The sequence below is a fragment of the Bradyrhizobium shewense genome, from assembly GCF_900094605.1.
GTDB classification, from domain to species: Bacteria; Pseudomonadota; Alphaproteobacteria; order Rhizobiales; family Xanthobacteraceae; genus Bradyrhizobium; species Bradyrhizobium shewense.
Genome location: NZ_FMAI01000040.1, coordinates 1 through 24702, shown reverse-complemented (window position 1 = coordinate 24702; position 24702 = coordinate 1). Strand labels below are relative to the sequence as shown.

Here is a 24702-nt window from a genome sequence, read left to right as displayed (position 1 = left end):
CGGATCGCCATGGCCCTCCCGAGACGACTCAGCCGCGTCTTCGCCCAGTGTCGCGGACAGCTGATTTCCGTGCGGTTCGTTTGGCTGGTCGCGTGATTTTTGGGGGATCGCTGGCCGGAAAAGTTTCTCGCAGCTGCCGGTCCAACTCCTCGTCCAATTCTCGCTTTTCTCGCTGCTCCGATGTTTCGTATTCCTTCGGCACTATCAATCTCCGCATTTAGCAGGTGACTGGCCGTCCTTTTTGCCAGAGAACCTCGGTGGCAAAGGCACAAGTACCACCAAAAAGCGAGCGGAATTGAGGTTCTTGTTCGAGAAGGGCTCTGAATATTGCCCGCCGAAGGGGCGATCAATCACTGAAAGTTAATACCAGTGAGAGAAGCCCGCGGCTTTTTGCGCAGGAGAGGAAGTGCACCTCCTTCGGGCCGAGAAGGGTCTTCTATTCTTCTTGAGGCGTTATGCGTTGCTGACGAAATGTCGCGTTTGACTTCATGCCAGGAATGCCCACTTAAACGTTATCATGGTGAGCTTGGCAACATTCCGTCGGGTCCTGTATCTCGCAAGGTATCCGATCGCGGGCGAATAGCCCCGAGCTCAGCGCGCTTGTCCGCTCCGAGCTCGGGGCGATCGCCGGCAGGAAAACTAAGGCGCATTGCATTCGGTCGAGCCCAAATCCGCCTGTATGCGTATCAGAGCGCCCGCAGATGCGAGGCGCATGCATATGGTTATGGGGAAAGACTCGTCAATTTTAGCTTGATTACCAGCGGCTGGTAGAGTTGCTCGCAAGGTTCCTTAGCGATGAGAACGATTAGCCGCGTTCAACGACACTCTGAGTCAATGTGGCGCCAGTTTCGGCTGAGGCACGGGGCGTGGAACGTCACCGACGTCGTCGAGATCGGGTGCCTGGCCATAGCCCATGCGTTTCATCTGTTCGTGGACCTGCGCCATTTCGGTCTCGCTGAGGCGCGGAGGTTCGCCGATCGCCAGCGCGTGGACATACATCTTTGCCAGGGTCTCCACCTCTACAGCAAGCCAAAGTGCCTTTTCAAATGTCTGCGCCGTTACGATCAAGCCATGGTGGCCGAGCAAGCAGGCATTTCGTCCTTCGAGTGCATTGACGGCATAATCCGATAGCGCCTGTGTGCCGAAACAGGCATAAGGCGCACAACGGATATCGTTGCCACCGGCTACCGCGACCATGTAGTGAAAGCAGGGTATGCCACGCTCGTGCACGGCGAGAATGGTGCTGAAGGTGGAATGCGTGTGAAGCACGACGTTTATGTCGTCCCGCGCTCGCAGAATGTCGCGATGAAAACGCCATTCTGAAGAAGGGCGATGGCTGCCCTGGTAATTCGCGGCAAAATCCATCGCGACAACGTCATCGGGCCGCATGTGCTCGTACGGCAAGCTTGTCGGTGTGATCAGCATGCCGCTTGGAATCCGGTGCGAAAGATTGCCGGAAGTCCCTTGGTTGAGACCGTTTCGGTTCATCTCCTTGCAGGTATCGACGATGCCCTGGCGGAGATCGGCATGATTGCGGTCTGTCATGATGGGTGCTCCGAAAAAGAAATCCAGGATTGATAGGCGGCGGAGAGGGTGCGTTTGCCCTCATCCTCGCCGAGCGACGTGACAGCTTCAAGCACCACGCTCGAAACCGGAATCGTACGCGAAAATCGTCGCCACAGCAGCGCCGCGCCGAGCGCCGTTCCATCCCGAGATTGGCTCACCGAGACGCTCTGCGATGGCCGCAACGTCGCCAGGGCGCGTGCGAAGGGCAGGTTGGCGGCGAAGCCACCGTCGATGACGATGTGTTTCGAGCTGCCAAGCGCATCCAGGCAGCGGTTTGCGCTGAATGCGGCGTAGAGGACTGCTAACCCCCGCCAATCCGCTGGCGTCTCGGGCAGCCGTCCGATAATGCGTCCGCGATGAGCTGCACCGGGGAACAGTCCGTCATCTCCAACGAAGGAGGGGAGTGCCAGGGTTCCCAGGGCCAGTAGACTCGGCAATGCGGTGAGGACAGCTGCATCAGAAGCGTCGTGGTCTCTGCCGATCAAGTCGTATTCGCGCCCTGTAGCGATCAGCGTGGAGGGTACGTTCTCACCGTCGACATCGATGTTGAGCACCATGCCGCGTGCGGCATCGAGCTTGTCTAGCGCCAGGCCGCGCTGAAAGCCGATCATCCAGGTGCCTGTTGATAGGATCGAGGTATCGGCCATGCCGGCGGCCTTGTAGCGGAACAGGTTTGCGTTGGAATCATGCACGCCGCAGAGGATTTCAGTCGAGCGCGCCAGGCCGGTACGCTTGGCGACGGTCTCCGAAACCCTCCCCAGCACCGCACCAGCTGATGCCCGCTCCGGCAGCAAATGGTCCCAGCTACGCTCGCGCATTAAGGAGGAAGGCTGGTGATGGAAAAGGTCCCAGATATGGCTCTGAGCCGCGAGCTGCGAAATCTCACTTGCAGCACACCCGCCGAGCCGCAAGGCGAAATACTGCGCGGTCGTAAGATAGGTTTTCGCGCGGGCGAATTCGGCGGGATACGCGCTTTCCTGCCAGAGCAATTGCTTGCCAAGCCGCATCGCGCCGCTGATACCGCAAAACACTTCATCATAGGCAGGTGCAATCCGGGCATAGGCCTGGTCGATCTCAGGCGGCGAGACCGCATCATAGTCCATCATCGGCAGCACTGGCTCGTCACCATCGACAAGAACGGCGCCGCACCCATGCGCAGTCGCGATCACCGCGCCGATGGTGTGGCGTTGCGTCACCACGGCCAAAGTGTCGAGAAACCACTCTTCCAGCCCGGCCAGATCATAAGCGAGGTATGGTCCTGCCGTGTTCGGTACATTCGGGATTGAATATGTTTCGAGCGGCCAGCCGTCCTCACTCGCGACCAGCAGTTTCAGATTCGTCTTGCCAATATCGAGAACCGCGATCCGGGGAGAGGCTTCCGATGTTGTCATCGTTGTCTACCGGGGTGCTTTGCCACCCAGATGAGGAACCGCGGCAACGGCAATCAGGATGCCACCCCAGATCGCCAGAGTGAGAAACTGGCTGAGATTGAGAAGGTTGAACGCCGAGGAGATCATCTGAAGGATGATCAGCGCAAGCAGCAATCCGCCGACCTTGCCAAAGCCGCCAAATGGATCGACGCCACCAAGCACGGCTGCAAGAATGGTGACGAGCAGATAGCTCTCACCATATGCCGCGTTGGCTGAATTGAAACGTGCCAGCATGACGACCGCTGCCACACCGGCGAGCAGGCTCGAGAGGACGTATAGCTTGAGCAGCACGGCGCGGGTATCGACGCCGGAGTAGCGGGTTGCTTTCTCGTTCGAGCCGATCATGTAAACCCTTGCCCCGAAGGGCGTTGCGTTTAGCATGAGCGCGACGGGTAAGGCACAGAGCGCCAGCACGATCAGGGCAAAGGGCACCCCGAAAACCGTTCCATTGCCGATGAAAACAATGGGCTCCGGAAATCCGGAGATGACATTGCCGCGTGTCAGGCCGATCGCAAGTCCCTTGCAGAGTGTCATGGTGCCGAGGGTTGCGAGGATCGGCGAGACGCCGAGATAGGCGATGACAAATCCGTTGACAAGGCCGACCAATGCGGCGACGGCAAATCCTGCCGCAATCGCCAGCACCTGCACGCCGGCCCAGGCAATGCCCTGACTGCCCGGAATGTAGTGCGTCAGCAGGAAGGCAATGGTCAATCCGGAGAGATTGGCGGTGGCGATGATGGAAAGGTTGAGGCCGCCGGATAGCAGGGCCAGCATCATCGCAAGCGAAAGGATGCCGAGCTCCGGCATCTGGAAGGCCATCGATTGCAGCGTGTTGACGGAGAAAAACCGGTCGCCGATGGTGATGGCGAACACCAGCCAGAGCGCGACCAACAACAGCATCAGGGTTACGATCGTTCCGCTGCCGGCCAAACGGATCAGGCGTCCGCGAAGGGCGAGGGTCGGCGCATTTCTCATGGCTGCGCGCTCCGGGGCCGCCGCTCTCGCTGCGACCAGGCTGTCGCCGAGACTGAGATCAGAATGACCAACCCGACAAAAAATGGCGACCAGTAGGACGAAACGCCCAGCAAAATGATTCCATTCTGCAGGATGGCGAGCAGTGCCAACCCGAGAAACGTGCCGAAAACAGTTCCGACGCCGCCCATCAGGCTGGCGCCGCCGAGCACGACGGCCGCAACCACATCGAGTTCTTTTCCTACCAGCACCGTCGGAGCGACGGACTGTGCAAGCTGCGCCTGGACCAGCGAGGCGATACCGGCCATGACCCCCATGTAGCAATAGACCAGCATGTTGAGGCCGAAGACATGGAAGCCAAGTCGCTGCGCGGCATCGGTGTTGCCCCCCATGGCGTAGATTTGACGACCGATATTGCTACGATTGAGCAGGAGCCAGGTGAAGAGAAATGAGAATCCGAGCGCGAGGATCTGCAGGTTGACGCCGTAGGACGTATCCTTGCCCCACTCGAACTCGAACCAGAATATCCCGGTCGCGAACCAGTCGGGCAAGGAATAGATATACTTACCGCCCGTGAAGAAAATCAGCAGCCCATAGAAAATGTTCAACGTTGCGACGGACACGATGATTGATGGTATGCGAAGCTTCCGAATGAAGATGGCGTTGAGGGCACCGAGCGCACCGCCAATGCCGATCGCGATCGCAAAAACGCAGATCCAGTTCGCGCCGTATGCGTTCGCTACGCTAAGCGTGACATATTGTGCGACCGATGCCGTCGCCGTGAAGGAGATGTCGATTCCGCCAGCGATCAGCACCACGAGCAGCCCGAGGGCGAGGATGCCTACGAATGCGTAGGAGGTCAGCAGGTCGAACAGATTCTGCATGGTCAGGAACTGGCCATTCGCCGCGCCCAGGCTGGCGCAGAGCACGAGGATGACGATCAACAGCCAGAACTCATGGCTGCGCCGAAACCTGCCAAATGAAGCAAACCGCGGTTTAGGCATTGACCGCCTGCCGAAGCGCATCTTCGGAGGTGTCTGCGGCCATCACGTCAGCGGTCAAACGCCCTTCGCGCATCACCAGCACGCGATGGCTGTGATAAAGTACCTCGGGGATTTCGTCTGATATCATCAGCACTGCGACGCCCTCGCGGGCCAGCCGCCGGATGATCTCATAAATCCCATCCTTAGCGCGAATGTCGACACCGACCGTTGGGCTATCAAGGATAAGCACTCGTGGGTTGGTCGCCATCCATTTGGCGAGCACGATCCGCTGCTGATTGCCGCCGGAGAGCGTCTTGACCGCGTTGTTGGGATCAGACACCTTGATTCCGAGTTCGGCGACCCATCGCGCAACATGGCTTTGCCGCGCGCGTGTGCCAATCAGGCCGAATGTACCAGCGAGACGTTCCAGCACAGTAAGCGTGACGTTCGACGTGATCGACTGGTCAAGGATGAGGCCAAGCGTAAGCCTGTCCTCAGATACGTAAGCGATGCCTCGACGGATCGCGTCTGCATTCGTGTTCAGCGCGATGCGGTGGCCGTCAAGCGCCATGGTGCCTCGATCGGGCGGGTTCATGCCGAACAGCGACAGTGCGAGCTCGGTTCGGCCCGATCCAAGCAATCCGGTAAGCCCCACGACTTCTCCGGCGCGCAGTTGCAAGCTCACATCGTCGTAGTCACCATCGCGGCCAAGGCCCTGGACTTGGAGGACAACCGCACCCACGGCAAGGTCGGGCACCTGCTTTTGATACTCGAAAGCTTTCCCGGTCATCAGGTGACTGAGTTTTCCGCTGTCGATGGCCGCTGCGGCAAAGGTGCCTACCTTGGCGCCGTCCCGCAACACGGTCACGCGTTCGGCGATCTCAAGCACCTCGTCGAGGCGGTGGCTCACGAATACGACGCAGATACCGCTTCGCTTCAGGTCGCTGACGAGCTTGATCAAGGTGTTGACCTCGTGGCGAGTCAGCGACGCCGTCGGCTCATCCATGATGAGAAGCTTGGCATCCGCCGCCAGAGCTCGGCAGATCGCGACCAGTTGGCGTCCGGCAATGCTGAGTTCGGAGACTTTTGTTTCCGGATCAACCTCAATGCCGACCTTCGCCATTGTGGCCACGGCGACGGCCCGCATGGAGGACCAGTTCACCGTGTGGACGCCGCCAAGATGGTGCGCCATGGCAATGTTCTCGACGACGGTGAGGTTGGAGAATAGCGATAGATCCTGATAGATGACCTGAATGCCGCAATGGGTGGAGTAGACCGGGCTTAGTTTTGGATACTCCTTGCCGGAAATGATGATCCGGCCTCCTGCTTCCGGCGCCTCGACGCCGGAAATGATCTTGATCAGCGTCGACTTGCCGGATCCGTTTTCGCCGACAAGGCAATGAACTTCTCCGACCTCCAGCGTGAGATCGACGTCGCGAAGCGCATGCACGCCGCCGAAACGTTTTGATATGCCGGACATCTCCAGGAAATTCGTCAAGGCTTCGTCCTGTCATGGGACCGCTTGTCAAGCGATTGCCTCGACGAGGATCGCATTCCCGGCCGGAAAGCCGGGAATGCTGAGCGACGAGGCGGATGGGGCCGGTGTCTAGAGTCCTCCGGCGATCAGTCCGTCGATGGTCACTTTGTTGATCCGCATGATCTTGTCGACCTTGATCTGCCTGCCGGCCACATCGACCGCGGCCTTGCCGAGGCCGGGAACATCGACGCCATCCGTGATTGGCTTGCCATCAAGCACGAGTTTGGCAACTGCAACCATGGCGTAACCTGCATCAGTGGGATTCCACAGGAAACCCTCGCGGATAGTATCATCCGCGATGAGCGATTTCGCCTGGCTCGGCAGCACGGTGCCGACTACGGCGATCTTCTTGCCAAGCCGTTGCTGACGCACCGCATTGCCGGCCCCGATCGGTCCATTCGAGCCGAAGCCAAGAATGCCGCGTAGGTTCGGATAGGCCTTGATCACGTCGAGCGTCGTGCGTTGGCTGGTGTCGATCTCGTCGGCGCCAGGGAAGCGGTCGGCGACGAGCTTCATTTTCGGGAAATTCTTCTGCTGATAGGCAATTGCTGCGTCGGCCCACTTGTTGTGAAGCGGCGTCGTCAAGGTGCCCACATAAACCACGTAATCGCCTTCGCCGCCCATGTCCTTGGCGAGACGCTCCATCTGCACTTCACCGAAGCGAACGGAGTCTATCAGTTCCACATTCCAGTCGCGGCCTTCCTGTTCCGGACCCTCATGCGTGATGACCTTGATTCCGGCGGCCTGGGCGCGCTTCAGCACGGGCTCGCAGACTTTTACATCAAGCGGCACCAAGCCGATCACGTTGACCTTCTTGGCAATCAGATCCTCAAGGAGCTTTACTTGCTGTGCCGGATCGACGTTCGCTGGACCAACCATAGTGGCATTGATGCTGAAATCCTTCGCACCCTTCTGGATTCCCTTTTCAAGTGCGTTGAACCAAGGAATTCCCGCGATCTTCACGACCGTGACCATTTCCTTTTGGGCTTGCGCAAAGGCAAAGCCCGGAAAACCGGCACTGGCCAACGCGGCCGTACCACCGATCAGCTTGAGCGTTTGGCGTCTGTCCATCATTCCCTCCCAGGAAACTATCTTGGATACCGCACCCTTGACCTGACGGCCGCTGGGTGGGCAGTCGACCCTGTTCTTGCTTGGGGGCAGAAAATATTGCCCGTCCAACCGCAGGACCTCGAGGCAGATTAGAGACCGGCGCTCCAGAACGTGTCAAGCAAGTGACGTGCTCGCCAGCCACCATCGCAGTGCGATACCTGGTCTCGCCTTCGAGCTGCTGAGTGAGGAGCTGCGAGTGATCATGTCAGCGAAGCAACGCCACCCCGCCGGACGAAGCAAGTAATCCCAGCCTTTGGCTTCAGAACTCTCCTTCAGCAAGCGGGCTTCGTTCGGCTTCGCACAGCGATTCACACTTTTCCCTGAGTGTAATTTTTTTCGTCACGCGCGCGGGTGCGACCATGAAAGGCCGGCTATGGCCAGCTTCGCTATTGCACAATCCCTTGCCGGCCGCGAACATCTGACTGTCATTGTTACGTTTTCGCTTCCCGCAATTGTCATCGTCCGACCGTGCTTTCAGATCATGTCTCGCGCCCGGGCGCCCGCCCTCAACTTGTCGGTATCGCAGGTCGCATGCCATCCCTAGCGCGACACGCGCACGGGAAGGTCAATTCTCGGCATGGCTATGCGCCGCGTTGAAGTGACACACAAACTCTCAGGGAGAAACGTGGACGCTTCGTCTGGCGGGGCTGGCTTGCGCCGGCTTGCTGCCGTCGTCGGTGAGCGCTCTGGCAGGGTCCCAGGATAGTCTCCGGCCCCGGCGCCGACCCAACCTGCTTCATGGTCGTCCGGACGCGCTGGCCATCAATGGAAGCGCTGATGGCTGCCAAAGTGGAGGCGTAGCCATGCCGACTGCCGACCCGACACAATACGCCTTTAAAGCCTGCCAGCGTCTCGAAGCTTGGCCACGCCGTCGGCGGCGAATGCGGTCGGTGTCGTCTGCATCTTCCAGAATTTGGCGAAACGAACTTCCTTGCTCGGCGTCGCATCGGCGGAGACCACGCGTGATAACTGACAGCCGCCCTCGCGTTCGTTCGTATTGCCGTTCGAGCTGAAGCTAGGCGATTAGGCGTGCAAAGCGCGTATCGTGCGTGACTTAGGCGAGGACCGTTCCTCCATGTTGCCGCAGGTCGCGGGGTGCGGTTGGCACGATGGTATGATCCGAATAGCCTTGCAAGGGGCTCGCATTCTTCGCGTTGACAGGTGACGGCAAATACATACCCTGCGCGTCGCTGCCAATGAGACCAGCGCGCGATTGAGGCGCGGATAAGGATAAGGGAGAGCATCCACCATGGCTTCGCAATCAGCGTTGCCGCGACGCACACTTGGCCGAACCAGGTTCGAAGTCTCCATCCTCGGGTTCGGAACCGCACCGCTCGGCGATCTCTTTCTCAAGCTCGACGACCAGACTGCGATTGCCGCCGCGAGCCGCGCCTTCGAGCTCGGCATCAATTTGCTGGATACATCACCGCACTATGGCAATGGCCTCTCGGAGCATCGCTGTGGAACGGCGCTTCGGCGCGTGCCGCGCAAGGATGTGGTGCTCTGCACCAAAACCGGTCGCTGGATGGAGCCGTTTCATCAGCCGGAGACTCGGTCCGGATTTGTTGGTGGACACCCGCACCGGGCCGTCGTCGACTATTCCTATGACGGCACCATGCGCTCGGTCGAGCAGTCGCTGTTGCGACTTGGCACCGACCGGATCGACCTGCTGCTGATCCATGATGTCGATGTGTGGACCCACGGCAAGGACGCGATCGAGGACCGATTTCGCGAAGCGATGTCCGGGGCCTATGTAGCACTCGACAAACTTCGTTCCGAAGGCGTGGTCGCGGGCATCGGAATCGGCGTCAACGAGGCCGAGATGTGCGTGCGCTTTGCGCAGGCCGGATCCTTCGACGTGATGCTGCTTGCCGGGCGCTATTCGCTGCTTGAGCAGCCTGCACTCGAGGAGTTCATGCCGCTTGCGCTGAAGCAAGGCATCGCGGTGCTGCTCGGCGGCGTATTCAATTCGGGGATTTTAGCGACGGGCGCCACCAAAGGCGCCAAGTACAATTATCAGGATGCGCCGCCGCAGATCCTATCGAAGGTTGCCGAAATCCAGCGTATCTGCGCAGCCCACGGCGTCGCGCTGGCAACGGCTGCACTACATTTCGCGCTCGGTCATCCCGCGGTCGCGAGCGTAGTGCTCGGGGCGCATAATGCGCAAGAGGTCGAGCGCAATGTGGCAGCGCTGAGCGCCACGGTGCCAGCCGCGCTCTGGAGCGATCTCAAGGCCGCACGCCTGCTGGAATCGGAAGCACCTGTTCCGAGGTGGACCGGATGAATACGCTTGAATCGGTACTAGCTGAAGACTCGGATTACCTCTCTTTGCGCGGGAGAGGTGCACCGCATCGACCGGCCGTAGTTGATCTCATCATATTGCTCGCCGCTACTTCCCCGCACCCTCGTGAACCGCGAAGCATGGATCGTTCAAGGAAGATGCCGACGATGACGAGAGGCGCGATCGCGGCCGTCGACGGCGCGGCCGCTGACGACCGGCTGATGCCTTCGCCAGTCTGAATCGCGGACCATCGCCGGCAGTGTCTTCACGTCGGTGCTGGTGAGCACTGCGGCCAAGAAATATTCATTTCAGCGCAGGACCAGCGAGAGGACAAAGGCGGCGTCTCGATCATGAAAAGGTTTGGTCGCAAATGGAGTCAGATGGCGGACTGATCCGACAAATGGAGTCAGTCCGCTAACTGATAAGCTTTGGCTGCAAAGCTTATCAGTCGCACGAAAACCTTATCAGTCAGCGGCAGGGCTCTGAGGTCCGTGCAACGTTGAGGTCCGCTTCTCACTGCGAAGCAGACGAGGGGAGGGGAAATGCCGATGGTCCCCTTTTGACCCATAGCTGATTTTGGCTGTAGCAGCATGCCAGTACGACTGCTCGAACTTCGTCCGGCTCCCCCTGGCTGTCTCCACCGTTCTGCGGATCAAGAGAACGTTGGACGGCGCCGAGATCGATACGATCATTCGGGATGTGCTGCCGCGGAATGCGCTAGAGAAGGAGCGTCTGAGGCGGAAGCAGTGGCAAGCTACCGTCGAGAACGCGAAGGCGTTCACCCGGTGTATGCCGCGAAGCGGCCGCTTGGACTTCCACTGTCATTGCCTGTTCGGCCACTAGAACTCGCTTACGTAATTCTTCGAGTTCAGCTTGTCGGCTAGCGGCCGTAAACCGGGCCTAGGGCTGTGCTTGCCACGACCGCCGCTTGTGACCCGAATGTATGGACCGGCTGCGTTTCGCAATAGAGATCGTGCGTGGGTTTCGGGAGTCGCTGATACGTATCCGGCGTGTTCGATCGGTTCGCGGGCCGTGGCCTTGATCGGAATACGCACGCATCGTTGGTCTATTAGCGGATAGGTCGGCAAGCAACCATTTGGGTCACCAGACTCTGGATGCGTTCATCAATCCGGCATTTTCTCTGTCGCGAACTCGGGGTAGGATTCAGACTGCGATCACTTCGTAATGGGGTGCGTCGAAGGTCTTCTCGTTGCGCAAGATGCTCCATGCTATCCGCGCCAGCTTGTTGGCCAGGGTCGTTGCCAGCTTATTGCGGTGCAGCCCTGGAGCTGCGTTCTGCAGCCATGTTCCGAAGCTGAAGCGATCCCAATTGTGCGCGCATCAGGATGACGTTTGCAGCCTGGATGAATAGGGTCCTGAGATACTTGCTCCCGCGCTTGGAGATGCGCCCCAGAATAGATCGGGCTCCAGCGTATGGAGGCGCCCTGAACGCGGGCATCGTCTTGCGTTAAATCAAAGGCGGCCCAATCACGATCCATTATGGTGTGTAGCCAACGAAGCAATATGTCGCAGAGACCAGTCGTGCCCCGAAGGATCACCGATTTAACGAGGATCAGGCGCTAAAAAACCTCAAAAAAGTTCCAATGTTGGAACCTAATTTTGGGGGTCTTCTCCTGAAGGGAGCAAGATATGAAACCGTCTAGTGATACGCTGGCGCAGATGTCCATCGAGGAGCTTTGGGATCTCTACCGCCAGACCGAGGCCATACTCCCAGCAAAACTCGCGGCGAAACAAAAGACGCTAGAGGAGCGGTTGGCTAAGCTCGGCGGCGCCGTTGCGCCGCATACCGTTCGCGCCCGACGGCGCTATCCCAAGGTTCTTCCAAAGTATCGAAACCCGTCAAATAGATCGGAGACTTGGGCCGGGCGCGGTAAGCAGCCTCGCTGGGTAACAAACCTGTTGAAGTCCGGAAAACGGATCGATGACTTACGTATCGACCGGGCCGCGATGTAGCCGGTTCAGTGCCGGCGTCTGATTTCGGCTCTCCTAACTTGCACTCGGAGTGCTTGCACTTCGCTCCAGATTTTTTCGAGGTCGGGGATTGATGCGCGCTTTCGTTTCAGCCTCTCAAGCTCAGCAGCCAGGATCAGTAGGTCCGGCGTAACACGCTTCTGCTTCTTTGAAGTCCGGACCTTTCGTCCCACTGGGAACAACTCCGCACGCACTAATCGGGCCCCCCGCACCGTAGCAAGTATTGTGCCGTGTCATGCACACCGCGAGGGCACCCTTTGTCGTCGTCTCTCTGTCCAGCACGTCGTTTTCGGGCTGCTCGTTGGTTAATTCTCGCCAAGAGCAATGACGGGAAGAAGTTAATTACCGGATTAGTCCAATTTAATTATTCAAATATTAAACAATATAAAGCACGGCGACACCCGACAAATTTTTGGGCCAAGAGGTGCGCGCCCCGCACGTGCCCTAATTGCCCAAACTCGTTCTCCGTATGGAGTTGGCACGGATCGGGAATACCTTGACACGTTGTCCATTGATGAATTGTGGGCGCTGCACACGGAGGTCGATCAGATCCTCGCGGCGAGACTCCTTGCAGAAAAGCGCGAGCTCGAAAAGCGGCTCGATCAGCTCGGCCTAGGAGCAAACTCGAACGAACCGCGAAGAATTCCCCCACCGAGCGCTAGGGACGCGAAGGCCGGGTCTTGTTATATTTAGTGATTGAACTCGATTAACGTAGTTTAATTTATGAGATTGAAAGACGGTTTAATTGCAATAGCCATAACGAGGCGCCATGTCCTCATGCCGAACACGACTACCGGCGCGAGTTTTGAAGACCTGCGGAAAACTCGCCGCTGTAATGACTCCTGCCTTGACCATGCTGCTGTCGACATCAACCCGGTCGCGGCGTGTGGCAGGGAGGGCGCGGGGTCCCACGAACGCCATCACCACAAACACGGTGAAGATTAGCTGAGGGTCGCCGACGGGGCGCGGCTTACGGCTCTATCTTTTCTCGCGACGAAGTCGGTGGGGAACGTGTGGAGGTTCGAACCCTAGGTACGTCGCCACGCGGAGGAACCTGGCCATGAGTGGTCTCCATCATCTCCAGACTTCCCCTTCGCCCCCCCGGGCCGATCTCTTCAAATCGGCCGAGGTGCCGGCGGCCAATCCCTGGGCGGATGCGGCGGCCGCTGCTCTTCTTCGTCACCGTTTCGAAACGCTCGCTTCTCAGCTCGCGGACCTGGAAGCGCTTCGCGAACGAGTGCTTGAGGCTGAGCAGAAGCTCGACCCGAGTTTCAGCTGATGCAAAGCTCGGTCGGGCAGCAGCAAGCGCCGCTCAGCGCTCAATGAACTCGGCCGCCTTCAGCTTCCGGTGACCTATTGGCCTCTGAAGAGTGCTACCGCGCCAAAGAGTAGAGCGCATTGGAGGCAGATATGCTCACGTCGGTGATCAAGTCTACGGTCATAGCAACGTTGTTGATTACCCTGATTACCCCGCCGGTCATCACCCAGGCCTTTGGCCACGGGAGTGGTGGTGGTGGCGGTGGCGGCGGTGGCGGCGGCGGCGGCGGCGGTGGCGGCGGCGGCGGCGGTGGCGGCGGCGGCGGCGGCGGTGGCGGGGGTGGTGCCGGCGGCGCTGGTGGGGCTGGAGCTGGCGGCGGTGGTGGCGCCGGTGGCGCTGGTGGCGCTGGTGGTGCAGGAGCTGGCGGCGGTGGCGCCGGTGGCGCTGGGGGTGCGGGAGCTGGCGGCGGTGGCGCTGGAGCTGGCGGCGGTGGCGCTGGAGTTGGCGGCGGTGGTGCCGGTGCCGCTGGTGGTGCGGGAGCTGCCAACGGTGGTGCCGGTAGCGGTTATGGCGGGGGCCATCATGATGCTGGTGCATCCGGCTTGCCCTATTCCAGCGGGCTGGGCACGAACATGCAGCTGATCCAAAGGAGCAAGGCCTGGTCTGGTGGTGGCTGGGTTCGTGACGATACTTTTTATCCGTTCCGCGAACGAGCGCCCCGGGTTCGGTGGGATATGTGGAGGGACGCAGCGCCCGTGTCTGACCTCCACAGGCTTCACAAGGCTCAGCGAGCAAGGCTCAAGCCGCACGAAAAGCGGAAGATGCTGTCGGACCAGAGATCTGTGCAATCGTTCGGGACGCGGACCTCATTGGAAGCGCGTCGCGGGAAGGGCGATGATGCGACGGCTGCCCGCAGATCGGTAAATCGTTCGCGGGTCGAAGTCCAGGTAGCGCCGCCATCCTTGATCGAGCGTAAGGAAGAGCAAACGACTGGTGCAGCGCCGGTAGATACCGCTGCGGAAGTAGTTAAGCTTTCCCCGCCACCCGCAATCCAGCGCGAAAGCGAGCAAACGACCGGCGCGGCATTCGTAGATGCCTCGGCGGATGTCGCTCAAGTCACCGCGCCCTCCGTTATTGAACATGACGGCGCGTCGACAACGAGGTCACTCGACGGGCTGCTAGCGATGATGATGGCACTCCTCGCACTTGGCTTTATCCCATTCCTCTTTCGCCATAAGGATGCCCAACGCGTGTTAGCCTACGCTGCGACGCGTCGCTCCGAAGCACACCTCGACGATGCTCGTCCCGTCTACTTACTGTGTCCACCGCGGATCGAAGCCGATCCCGATCTTGTATCTAATTTGGAAGCGTCCGTGAAAAACGTTCTCAACACAATAAAGGAGGCGGAATCCGAGATGGCTTCCTCACGACACCTGCGAAATCCCGCGTGAAGCCCGAGCCCTCCCTGAGTTTGTTGACGCTGATCGCGCCTTTGAGGTTCGGGGACCTACCCGTCGCCTAAACCGGTGCCGAGGTCGGCTTCTGGCCCGAAGGAAGCTGCCGCTCGCTGATTTGAGATCTTCTGCGCAGCGTTTAGCAGACGCGAATTGCTCGATCTGAGCTTTCACAGTTTTCCCCTCAGCCGGCAAGCCGCGCAACGCACGCCGAACGAGACGGATTCCACGTGACCACTCGCGTTGATTTACCCGGCTAAGATACAGCTGATTGTCCACTACGAAATCGCTGTCCTGCGGTGAAGGTCAGCTTGTGGCCCTAAGGCGACAATCACGACTGCTTCCGGCGATGTCAGCAGTCGAAACCAGACCGGACACGGCGGAGACGCGGCCAAATCGACGTGAACGACCCTCCGGACGAAAGTTGGAATGCTTATGCCTGACAGGAGCGACTATAAGGCTCGTCTCGGAATGCAACCTAACCCATTGCAGACAATGCGCGAGACAGCAATCGCTCCGAGATTTTTCACGTCGCGCTCGGGAACGAACTCAACGACGTCCAGCCCGACTATTCTGGACTTTGACGCGACACCCCGCATGAGATCGACAACGTCAAAATACGACAACCCGCCTGGCTGCGGTATGAGTACGCCCGGTATGACTGATGGATCGAGGCCGTCGCAATCAATGGTAATTAAGCACTCACTGTCCTCCTCTATCAGTTCAAGAACGTTTGCGATCCCGTGATCCCGAATATCTCTCGCGGTGACGATCTTCGCGCCCCACGCCTTTGCATGGTCATATTCAGCACGACCGGAGCCGCCAATGCCGCGCAAGCCAACCTGCACGATGCGTCTGACCCAAGGCAATTCACTGGCTCGTCGCATTGTGCTCGAGAATGTATAGCCTGACCCGTTCCGCTGATCACGCCAATCAAGATGAGCATCAATTTGCAAGATGGTCAGCCCTTTGCTTTTGCGGAAGGCTTCGAAGAAAGGTATCGGAACCGAGTCATCTCCGCCTAGCAGGATCGGAACCGCGCCGGCCGAAAGGACTGCTTCCGTGGTCCTTCTGATCGCATCGCGGTTGCTCTCAGGTGTCATCGGATCCGTCAGAAGGTTTCCACCGTCGAACACCCTCAATTTGGCTGGCGCGAGCAACTCCGCTTCTTGATCAAAATCCCAACGGGCGAGATCATTCTCGTAATGACGTAGAGCGCGACGAATGAAGTCTGGCGCATTGGCGGCATGGCTGGTCTGACCTACAACGTGCGGTGTGGCATCGGACGCGCCGAACAAGATCACGTCGGCCACCGGCAGAGTGGTGGTCAGGTCACAAGCCTCAACACCCAGAAAAGTCGCCTCGGGTTGCATTGCAAGTATCCAGGATTTTCTACGCGTCCTGTTCAACCTTGGTCGCTTGCTCGGGTTCCGATTGGTGCGATGGTGTCCTAAATGTCTGCAAATGGCCCGTCTGCGAAGTTGCCCCGCATGTGATGGAGGTCGGCTTATCGCGCCAGAGCGGACCGGTGTTGCTCAACCTGAGTTCTTCGCATTTTGACCCATGGCGGACTTACGGGTGCTATTGTTTTTCCAGGGAAGATCATCCCTCCGGTCCGGGAATGAAGCAGCGCCACATAGGAGTCATTCTTCCATCGTCGTAGGACGGCCACCACCAAACCATCGCCCTGCCGCTAAGGTTCTGCCGGTTGAGCACGACAGAGTGTGGCACGTCAAACCATTGCCCGGGTTCGTTTGGCCGATGCGGATGCTTCAGAAGGACTCTATAGCCATTTTTTGCCATATCCCACTCGGCCTGCGCATGTTGGCCGTCCCCACCATCACAGCACGGCTCACCTGCCTTATTCTTGAGACTTTTGAACCAAGCGTTCAGTTCTGGTCGCATCAGGTCATGTGGATAGGCTGTGTTGATGCCGAAAAATGTGACCGCACACACCCACCGTGCGCGCTACGATCAACCGATAAAGATGCACTGGGCGTCCATTGGAACTGGTCATGGAAACCTCCGTTTCCCAGCCCGTTTGCGTGGGTCATCGGAACCGCGCGAAGGTTCAACCGGAAGTACTGAGGTTCCGATCACTCCTCGGCGTGGCTTTGCTTTTTTTGCGTGACGCCGAGTCAATTTGGCTACTTGGCCATCAGCGAAGTAGCGACGCCCCTCACAGTAGTCAGCTTAGTGGGGCGCCGCGGACGAGATTTGCCTTACGCAGAGTTTTTCGCTTTTTGACCCTGAGCGGAAGTCCCGGAGCCGCTCCGCAGCGGCCAATGGCGCGTTTCAGGAGCGCAAAAGGGAGACTAGGATAACTACGTGCAAGCACCTTAGCGCATACGTGCAAGCACCTCAGCGTAGACGCCGGCCTTCGGCTCCTCCGCGGCTGGCATCAGCGAAAAATCATGGGAGGATTTCGCCATGAAATCGCTGGCCTATGTAACTCTATTTGTCCTCGCGCTTACCCCGAGCTACGCCTTCGCTCAACAGTCAACCGGCCACAAGAAGAGCGACGAGGAGCTGATTAAGCTGTCGCTGTCCGCGGCATCCGAGGCCATCGCCAAAGACGCAACAATCGTCGCTATGGATCACGACGGCAAGATGCGGACCTTGCGCAAAGGAACCGGGCAGTGGACGTGCATGCCGGGTCATGCCGATCCGGCCAACCCCGACCCGATGTGCGGCGATCGAAACGCGATGGAATGGGCGACTGCATGGATGGATCACAAAGAGCCGCCGGCGAATAAGGTAGGGTTCATGTACATGCTCCAAGGGGACGGAGGTGCAAGCAACACCGACCCCTATGCAACAAAAGAAGAGCCCGGCAACAGTTGGATTAAAACCGGCGCACACGTAATGATCGTGGGTTCTGGCGCTAAGATGTTGGATGGTTATCCACGCGAGGCGAAAGCCGACCCAGCGAGGCCCTATGTGATGTGGCCTGGCACGCAATACGAGCATTTGATGCTGCCGGTCCGCTGACCTCGCGATCTTGCATCCGCGCCAGTACGGTTCTGTGCGGGGCGCGCGCGATTAAACGCGCGTCCCTATCGGTCCTGCTGCCCAGCATGAGTCCGCTTGTGACCCGAATCGGACATTTACAAGCTTGAGAGCGGCGCGCACAGAACGCCTCTTTCGGCCGGACTTGAGAAGGTTTAGTCTCCATCTGGAACTGCCTATCGACAACGGGATGCGCCGACATCTCCGTAAAGCTGATTGAGCGGCGGGCATGCTTTAGGCGAGCATCGCATACTCCCGCACCTACAATTTTTGATGCCGGCCTTCCCACGAGCACGGCCCCAACGAGGAGACGGGAGGCGTTCTCTAGCCACATGGGAGAACGAGATGAAATCAGAATTCGGAAATCGCCTTGCAGCTATTGCCGTCGCGCTTTGTTTCGTGCTCGCATGGATCGTAAGCAATAGCGTCCGTGCCGACGAAGAGGCGACTAAGATCGTTATGATCGGCGATTCTCTCACTGAAGGGAAGGTGGCTGAAACGGATCGCATCCCAATCCAACTCGAATTTGCCCTGAAAGCGAAAGGTCGGTCGGTATCAGTTTTCAACGCGGGCGCGGGCGGTGACTCCGCGGCGAAGGGACTCGCAAGATTGAACCGAGTTGTGAAAGTCGATACCGACGCAGTGATTGTGGCACTCGGTTGGTGGGACATGGACAGGGGACTCGATCCAAACGTCACTCGCGCTGCCCTAGCAGCGATCCTGGATAACCTTCAAGCTCGGGAGATCGCTGTGCTCCTCTGCGGGGTGCGAGCGCACACAAAGTTTGGAGACGAACATGAGAAAGCATTTGTCGAAATGTTCGCCGCCCTTGCCCGTGAATACAACGTTCTGTTCTTCCCAGCCATCAACGATGCGGTCCTGGACAATGCTGAACTAAACGCGGTGGACGGCCTGCACCCCAACGCTGCCGGAAACAAGGCGCTCGTCGCGCAAATTCTTCCAACGGTCGAGGCTCTCATAGATCGAGCGCGTTCGAGATCGTGATCTCATGATTTGACGCTCGGCCGACTTCCGCTCCTGGCCCGTGGCTGACCTTCGCCCAAAGTCCCGGGATGTCCGCTTCATGTAGCTGACCCGACCAAGGTCCCGCTGGGTACCGAGGGCAGCCTTTGACCCGAAGCAGACCAAAACAAACCGAGATCTGTTTTGCACCTGAACCGATGTTCGACGGAAGGTGGAGGCTGCGCGCACCTCTGGCACGTCGCGGTTTGCGGTCCTCGAACACCCCGCAATTGTCGCTATCGCTGCAATCGGCGCGCATCGCAGAGATACCTGCAAATTTTGGACGTCTTTCGGCCCTTTCGGTCCTCGGCCTGTTCCACCCGGCCGCGAAGGCTCCGAAGCTCTGCCAGCTGAGAGCTCAGCAATCCGATGCTCCGCAGCACCACGATGCGGTCGCGCACCAGACCACGACTACACATCAGCCCCCTACTGCAACTGCCAAATAATCGCCGTCGGAAAAATGTAAAAACACCCAAGCTCCGAATTTAATCTTAGCGCAGCCTCATGGAAAAGCTGTGAAGCACCGCACAAAGCGCGTAAAAAGCGCATCTTTGAGATGGCTTTTTCAGCTTCCAAATTTCGAATCGCGTGCTCGAATTAACCATTTAATCCGATGCAATTTTAATGAGACAATAATCCTGCTGGTTAGTGCGCGCCGCGCAGATCAACGTGCCCAATGTTATTTTCCGCGCGTCGGCGGGAGCGGAAAACCGATCTCTCAAGGAGTGGCCATCGAGATCGCTGCGATCCTTCTCGATCGGGCCTCTTGGTTCGGAGACACTCGCCATGATCGAACGTCGTGTAATGAAGCGGATACCGATCAATCGGGCGGCCCGGCTGTCATTTGGCGAAATGAACGGAACGCATCCATGCGTGGTGCGCGACATCAGCGCCCTAGGGGCCTGCATCTCCACGCCGTACTACATATTTGCCCACGAATTTGTGCTGTCGTTCGACGGCCATTCTGGGGCGTTCTTCTGTCGCGTCGTGTGGAGGAAGCAGACACTTTGCGGCGTATCCTTCCTTCTGCGCCGCCGCTCGCCGAAACCAGCGAATGATTCCAGCGGCACTATGAACGTGGTGAGACTTGGCCGCCCGATCTTGGGTCGCCGCGGGCGCCTCTAACTTGAAGTCCCGACGTGATTCGTTGCTCACGGCGATGAGGCGATCGAAGAGGTATCCGGAAGGTCCTCTCTTGGCCCTTAGCTACTGTTGAAGCGGTGCCGCTACATTTCGGTTCAGAGGGGTAGACCGGATCGTTTGCAGTGGAGCACCTGACAGCCTGTTCGCACCTCAATGGTTACGGCAGCAGTTCGAAGAGTAATATGCTGTTGTCCAGCCGGATCGGTAAGGCCGCCTCAGTTGGCGGCCTCTTTCCCTTCCCGCAATGTCGCCTATTGGCCCGAAGGCGAAGATCACGATGGTGCCCGGCGCGTCGGCAGCCGAAGCCAGACCGGACGTGGTGGCGACACGGCCAATTCGACGCGAATGACCCTTTGCGGACATATCGAAATCAAAACAGACCGAAACGGCCGGGACGAGAAGCACTGCGGCTCAGCTAGGGAAGTCCTTTTGTCATCGTAAAGGGATTGAACCCACGTTCCGCGGGGGCAGCCCACGAAGCGGCGCCAAGATGTAACAATCGGAAATAGCGTCGCGGCTTGGTCGGGTCGGTGCCCAACACGAACCCCGTCGGTAACGCGCGAACAGTCGTGGCATAGAACTCGGGCGACCTCTGGGATTCGATGATAGCGATTAACGATTCTGCCCTCTCAATCCTGCCGAGCTATTTCATCAAGAGAGCCATTTGGCCCGTCCCTTCGGTTCACACACCATCGCGGTCTTCAACACTCATTCGCTGTTCGGCGGTCGTCATTGCCGATGCAAATTTCCCGGCCGCTCCGTGAAGCGCTGTCAAAGGCCGGATCTGGGCATCCAGAGCAAAAATCGGATTATGCGTGACACCGTCTTCAGCGGTCCCTGCGGCGAATCAGGCGCACCCCGCATCCCACATCGTATTTACGAAGTACTCAGCAACCGTTGCCTTATCGCGCCAGCGCGAATCGCCTGTACGGATCGCAAGAAGGCCAAACGCGGCGGCGAGGTCAGTATTATGATCAGTCGATTTCCATGTCCGCACTTCCGGCGTCGGCTCGGGCTCGCGAAATCCGCAATCGGCTTGGCCACGATTTTGGCCCGACGCAGGTGGACCATATCCGGCAACACGCGCCGCGACTGATACCGATCATGATCAAGTTCATCCATAACGATATCGCCCCCGTGCTGGAGCAGCTGCGCATCCTCTGGACGACATCGAATGCGCGTCCATAATTTTACGCTGCCGCCGCGCGATCCTCTTTGTTGGCCCCGCGCATCGTCCAGATACCAGCGAAGGCGAACAGCGGACGATCCTCGCTAAGCACGGACCAGACAACGGTCCTTCTTCTTGGTTTCGGGGTTCGGCTCCGAAAGTATGGGTCGGGAACGACTACTACTAGCAGGGGCATTGGGCGTAGGCGCTACGAGCATCAAGCGTGGCGCGGACGGCTTGTCAGAGCAGCTTATGCTCGGGGCTGCGCAGCGGTGAATGCCCATGAAATCGCATTTTCCTCGCCATCATCGCTTCGGCGTTGATATTACTCCTCGGCGCAATCAGCCGTCGTTGATCAAGTATGCTGACCTGTCTCACGACCGCACCGTCGGTTTCGTCAGCTCACGACAGAATAACCGGCGAGAGCCCTCTGCTACTCTTCTTGAGCAACATACGTAGTGGCGGGAACGAGCTGCAGTAAACCCTCGCTTATAATTCCTAGCGACATCGGCCAAGCTGAAAGATTGGGAAGTCTCAGGAACGGTCTCATCAGGATGGCGTTTCTGCACAATAGGCTGAGGGAGTCATCGACACAATCATTGGAGAACCAAAGATGGCAAACCCGCGTCCGGAAGAGAGATCGACACAAAACATGGAAGACGCAGCCCGCCGTACAGGCGAGAGGGCTGCGGAGCAGACTACGCGCATCGGGCAAGCTGCGGCTGAAGCTGGCGAAGAAGTGGCACGGGCCAGCGCTGATATGCTCAAGCAAAATGTTGAGACGTTACAGCAGACCTGGCGCTCCAGCCTCGAGGCGGCGACCTCACTAATGGGACGGTCAAGCCAGCAATTTAGCCGCACGCTTGGCTTATCTGAAGACGATGCGCAAAAGGTAACGGCGGCAACCGAACGGTCAGCTCGCAACGCGCAGACGCTCCTTTACAGTGGTACAGCCGCCGCCAAAGTGATGGGGGGAATGTCCCAAGAGTACCTCCAGATGGTTCGTCAACAATTTGAGAAGCACATCGAGCACTTGAACAGGTTGTGGACCTGCCGAACTCCACAGGACTTTGCGGCGGTGCAGAGTGACATGGTGCGGGAGACAGTAGAGACCGCTCTGGAAAGCAGCCGTCGTATCGCCGACTTGTCGCTCAAAATGGCCGACGATACCGGGAAGCAGATTAAAAAAACTATGGATCAGATCCCACGCTAAGCAGGGCGGACTTGTTCAACGGAGAGAGCGGCAGGGCAAGCCGCTCTTGCCGCCCTGGCGAATTCAGCGCGATTTTCGTTTGCGCTGAGGCGTTTGGCGTTTGCCGCGACCTTCCTTCGGTATTGCTCAACAATCTTGTCTCCCGATGCGCCAGCCATCAGGCCTGTACCGGCCTTCGCCGCCGCCAGCACTTTTTCACTCACCATGCGCTGGGCTTCACGTTGGGCCGCTTTGCCACCGCGCATCAACTTCGCTAGGCGCAGTCCGATCACGCGATTGCTTTCTAGCCCCAGCATCCAGTTCCACATGCTGCGATATTCCTAGCAAGGCGAATAACTTCGGATCGCATCAACGACCACGGCGTGCGCGGTGTCCAATCAAAGCCGCGTGGCTTGCCACGGCGATGGTTCTAGGTTCCCTCGAGGGCGCGTGCGGGGCCCCGATTATTTTCGTCCTCGAACTGATTAGAAGAAGACGAGAAGCGCCCTCGCGCCGGACAACTGCGCGCTCAGGATCATCAAAGCGATAGGAAGCAGCAGCCTCTGCCGAAAGGAATAAACATTCCAAATCTTCTGAAATTCGCACTCCTTTTGCCGGTTCGCTCCACGTCCCGCTCATATTTGAACCATTAAAGTGCTCGCGACGTTCTCCACAACTGGAGGAAGCGCGCACGTGCAAATGAGGACCAGATCGAAATGCGGGTACTAATCGTCGACGACCATCCCGTTGTCGTGACCGGCTGCCGGGCCTTGTTCACATCGGACCCTGCCGTCGAGATCCTGGAGGCTTCCGATGCAAAGGAGGGCCACCGTGCGTACTTGCAGAAGCATCCCGACGTCACCGTGATTGACGTGTGGCTTCCCGACCTTACCGGCTTCGAGTTGACCCGGCGAATCCGCAGGGATGATCCGGCCGCCAAAATAGTCATGCTCAGCGCAAGTGAGGATCCGGCGTTCGTGGTGCGCGCTGTGGAGATGGGCATTCAGGGATATGTCTCAAAGAGCGATGATCCCCGGCTCCTGGCCAAGGCCATTCGGAAGGTTGCAGCCAGCGAGCGCTTCGTCTCACCGCGTCTGGCGGAAGCAACGACGTTCGCGGGTGCGGCGATCAAGGCCAGTCCTTTGACGCAGATGAGCCCACGCGAACTCGAGATCCTGAGGCTTTTGGGTCGTGGCGACCGCATTTCAGAAGTCGCGTCCGAACTCGGCATCTCCTATAAAACGGTTGCCAACACGACCTCCGTGCTGAAGTCCAAGCTCGGCGCTCGAAATCACTCCGACCTGGTCCGGATCGCAGTCGAGATCGATTTGCGCCGGTGACCGGGATCCTGCTTTTTTTTGCGCAGCGGCGACATCGGAGAGTGTCCTGCTCACTGTGCGCACTTGAGCGGCATGACCTCACGCGCGCGACGGCAAAGAGGGCGAGCCATATGAAGCTATCCCGATGAACTGATTGAACTCATCGTCAGAAGCGTCCGCAGGAATCCCATCAATTTGGAACGCAATCGGCCGAGCGGAGTTAAGTCGCGGCCTCTCATGTTGTGTTGCAAGGCCGAGCGAAGGAAGCCCATGCGTCGCGTTCGACTTGTGATAGCAGATAGACGTCCCATTGTTCTGCAGGGGTTTGTATCGCTGCTCGAAGCGCAGCCAGATTTCGAAGTGGTTGGGTGCTGTCTCGATGGCGCTAGTTGCCTTGCGGCCCTTCGCCGCTTGACGCCCGATGTGGTGTTGCTGGAGGACGGGTTCACTGATGTAACCGCCTCCGACATCCTCGCCGCCGTGGACGACGAAGGTCTTACCTCCCGGCTGGTGTTCTTCACTGCTACTGTCACCTGCGGCGATCTTGCCAGAGCACTGGCGACCGGCGCTTGCGGCGCGATTTCGATGAACGCCAAGCCAGAAGCGCTGGTGCAGTCGCTGAGGCTGGAAAAACTGGGGTCTGACCTGGCGAGGGTCGGTAACGAAGCCAGTGGAATCGCCTCATTCGGCAATAACGTTCTGGCGCTTCTGACCGTCAACGAGCGGACGATCATGGATCTCGTCGCGGAAGGCTTGTCGGACACTGAAATTGCGCGGGTGCTTGGTGTCTCCCTGGAGATCGTCAGGATTCACATCGACCACGCGCGACAGAAGCTGGGAATCAACAGCCGAACGGAGCTCGCCGCGCTGGCACTGTCGCGCCGTTATGGCGCGATGAGTATCCTGGTTGCTGCGATCCTGGCAGCGTTGGATGATTCGCCCGGTCACGCCGCAACCGAAAGTTTCACGGTCGAGGCCACAAATGGCGGCTCGGAGGTCGTCACCATTAAAATCAGCCGCAAGGAAGCAGTATCAGGTGGCACCCCGGCCAGAGGCGCGAGCAAGGACCGCGCCGGCGTCGCAACTGGGACGCCATCGCCGACCGGCAAACTCGTCGACGCCGAGATTGCCGCGAGCCTATTTGCGCAGGCAGCACTCAACGCGCCGAGGCCGGGTTCGGGCAGCTACAGCATCTTCATGGTTGCAGCTTTCGCCGCCTTGATCTACGAGCTCGATGGTGCCAACCACGCCGTGCAGGCGTTCGA

General features: G+C 58.7%; 21 protein-coding genes. 12 read left to right on the top strand and 9 right to left on the bottom strand.

All coding sequences use genetic code 11. The features are described from left to right. Positions 1 to 831: 831 nt before the first annotated feature. The 6 genes from GA0061098_RS39380 to GA0061098_RS39355 form a co-directional block, all read right to left on the bottom strand. Positions 832 to 1545, bottom strand: coding sequence for a class II aldolase/adducin family protein (locus GA0061098_RS39380; protein ID WP_091966911.1), 714 nt, complete (start codon positions 1543 to 1545; stop codon positions 832 to 834). After that, complete coding sequence (locus GA0061098_RS39375; protein ID WP_091966909.1) at positions 1542 to 2957, bottom strand: acetate and sugar kinases/Hsc70/actin family protein; 1416 nt, start codon at positions 2955 to 2957, stop codon at positions 1542 to 1544. The genes GA0061098_RS39380 and GA0061098_RS39375 overlap by 4 nt, the downstream gene beginning before the upstream one ends. Positions 2958 to 2963: 6 nt before the next feature. After that, positions 2964 to 3971: an ABC transporter permease gene (locus GA0061098_RS39370; RefSeq protein ID WP_091966907.1), complete on the bottom strand. Its 1008-nt coding sequence runs from the start codon at positions 3969 to 3971 to the stop codon at positions 2964 to 2966. After that, positions 3968 to 4972, bottom strand: a complete 1005-nt coding sequence (locus tag GA0061098_RS39365; RefSeq protein ID WP_091966948.1) for an ABC transporter permease — start codon at positions 4970 to 4972, stop codon at positions 3968 to 3970. Before GA0061098_RS39365 ends, GA0061098_RS39370 begins: the two co-directional genes overlap by 4 nt. Then, positions 4965 to 6449 carry a sugar ABC transporter ATP-binding protein gene (locus GA0061098_RS39360; RefSeq protein WP_091966905.1) on the bottom strand — a complete coding sequence of 495 codons (1485 nt, stop codon included), beginning with the start codon at positions 6447 to 6449 and terminating at the stop codon, positions 4965 to 4967. The genes GA0061098_RS39365 and GA0061098_RS39360 overlap by 8 nt, the downstream gene beginning before the upstream one ends. 108 nt (positions 6450 to 6557) lie before the next feature. Beyond that, positions 6558 to 7559, bottom strand: a complete 1002-nt coding sequence (locus GA0061098_RS39355) for an autoinducer 2 ABC transporter substrate-binding protein (protein ID WP_091966947.1) — start codon at positions 7557 to 7559, stop codon at positions 6558 to 6560. 1288 nt (positions 7560 to 8847) lie between these two features. Between GA0061098_RS39355 and GA0061098_RS39350 the strand changes: the two genes are divergently transcribed. Further along, the gene (locus GA0061098_RS39350; protein ID WP_091966903.1) at positions 8848 to 9882 is read left to right on the top strand and encodes an aldo/keto reductase; all 1035 of its coding nucleotides are present in this window, start codon (positions 8848 to 8850) and stop codon (positions 9880 to 9882) included. A 1264-nt stretch (positions 9883 to 11146) separates the two neighbouring features. Here GA0061098_RS39350 and GA0061098_RS47575 read toward each other — a convergent pair. Next, complete coding sequence (locus GA0061098_RS47575) at positions 11147 to 11338, bottom strand: transposase (RefSeq protein WP_091966899.1); 192 nt, start codon at positions 11336 to 11338, stop codon at positions 11147 to 11149. A 191-nt stretch (positions 11339 to 11529) separates the two neighbouring features. Here GA0061098_RS47575 and GA0061098_RS39335 point away from each other — a divergent pair, with 191 nt between their 5' ends. The 4 genes from GA0061098_RS39335 to GA0061098_RS45455 all read left to right on the top strand — a co-directional run bounded on the left by GA0061098_RS39335 (position 11530) and on the right by GA0061098_RS45455 (position 14580). Continuing rightward, positions 11530 to 11853, top strand: coding sequence for an H-NS histone family protein (locus tag GA0061098_RS39335; RefSeq protein ID WP_091966897.1), 324 nt, complete (start codon positions 11530 to 11532; stop codon positions 11851 to 11853). Positions 11854 to 12931: 1078 nt separating this feature from the next. Beyond that, positions 12932 to 13150, top strand: coding sequence for a hypothetical protein (locus GA0061098_RS39325; protein WP_091966893.1), 219 nt, complete (start codon positions 12932 to 12934; stop codon positions 13148 to 13150). A gap of 225 nt (positions 13151 to 13375) precedes the next feature. Beyond that, complete coding sequence (locus tag GA0061098_RS45740) at positions 13376 to 13771, top strand: hypothetical protein (RefSeq protein WP_208610729.1); 396 nt, start codon at positions 13376 to 13378, stop codon at positions 13769 to 13771. Positions 13772 to 14091: 320 nt separating this feature from the next. Beyond that, positions 14092 to 14580, top strand: coding sequence for a hypothetical protein (locus GA0061098_RS45455; protein ID WP_165637902.1), 489 nt, complete (start codon positions 14092 to 14094; stop codon positions 14578 to 14580). Between the two features lie 455 nt (positions 14581 to 15035). On the opposite strand, the gene GA0061098_RS39310 is transcribed toward GA0061098_RS45455, so the two are convergent. After that, on the bottom strand, positions 15036 to 15956 hold the full coding sequence (locus tag GA0061098_RS39310) for an arginase family protein (protein WP_091966889.1): 921 nt from the start codon (positions 15954 to 15956) through the stop codon (positions 15036 to 15038). Between the two features lie 1057 nt (positions 15957 to 17013). On the opposite strand from GA0061098_RS39310, the gene GA0061098_RS39305 reads away from it, so the two are divergent. From GA0061098_RS39305 to GA0061098_RS39280, 5 genes are all read left to right on the top strand, one after another. Further along, positions 17014 to 17574: a hypothetical protein gene (locus GA0061098_RS39305; RefSeq protein ID WP_091966887.1), complete on the top strand. Its 561-nt coding sequence runs from the start codon at positions 17014 to 17016 to the stop codon at positions 17572 to 17574. A 363-nt stretch (positions 17575 to 17937) separates the two neighbouring features. Beyond that, positions 17938 to 18597 carry a GDSL-type esterase/lipase family protein gene (locus tag GA0061098_RS39300; protein ID WP_091966886.1) on the top strand — a complete coding sequence of 220 codons (660 nt, stop codon included), beginning with the start codon at positions 17938 to 17940 and terminating at the stop codon, positions 18595 to 18597. Positions 18598 to 19401: 804 nt separating this feature from the next. Next, positions 19402 to 19740: a PilZ domain-containing protein gene (locus GA0061098_RS39290; protein ID WP_091966882.1), complete on the top strand. Its 339-nt coding sequence runs from the start codon at positions 19402 to 19404 to the stop codon at positions 19738 to 19740. A gap of 1005 nt (positions 19741 to 20745) precedes the next feature. Next, positions 20746 to 20946 (top strand): hypothetical protein, encoded by a 201-nt coding sequence (locus GA0061098_RS45450; protein ID WP_165637905.1) that lies wholly within the window; start codon positions 20746 to 20748, stop codon positions 20944 to 20946. Positions 20947 to 21539: 593 nt separating this feature from the next. After that, positions 21540 to 22139: a phasin family protein gene (locus tag GA0061098_RS39280; RefSeq protein ID WP_091966880.1), complete on the top strand. Its 600-nt coding sequence runs from the start codon at positions 21540 to 21542 to the stop codon at positions 22137 to 22139. Here the strand turns inward: GA0061098_RS39280 and GA0061098_RS39275 are convergent. After that, positions 22136 to 22447, bottom strand: a complete 312-nt coding sequence (locus GA0061098_RS39275) for a hypothetical protein (RefSeq protein ID WP_245323903.1) — start codon at positions 22445 to 22447, stop codon at positions 22136 to 22138. The two genes, GA0061098_RS39280 and GA0061098_RS39275, sit on opposite strands and share 4 nt — an antisense overlap. 387 nt (positions 22448 to 22834) lie before the next feature. Here GA0061098_RS39275 and GA0061098_RS39270 point away from each other — a divergent pair, with 387 nt between their 5' ends. Further along, a complete protein-coding gene (locus GA0061098_RS39270) occupies positions 22835 to 23458 on the top strand; it encodes a response regulator transcription factor (protein ID WP_091966878.1) in 624 nt (207 codons plus the stop codon). Positions 23459 to 23707: 249 nt separating this feature from the next. Continuing rightward, the coding region (locus GA0061098_RS39265; protein ID WP_165637904.1) for a LuxR C-terminal-related transcriptional regulator at positions 23708 to 24702 on the top strand (995 nt) is incomplete at its 3' end.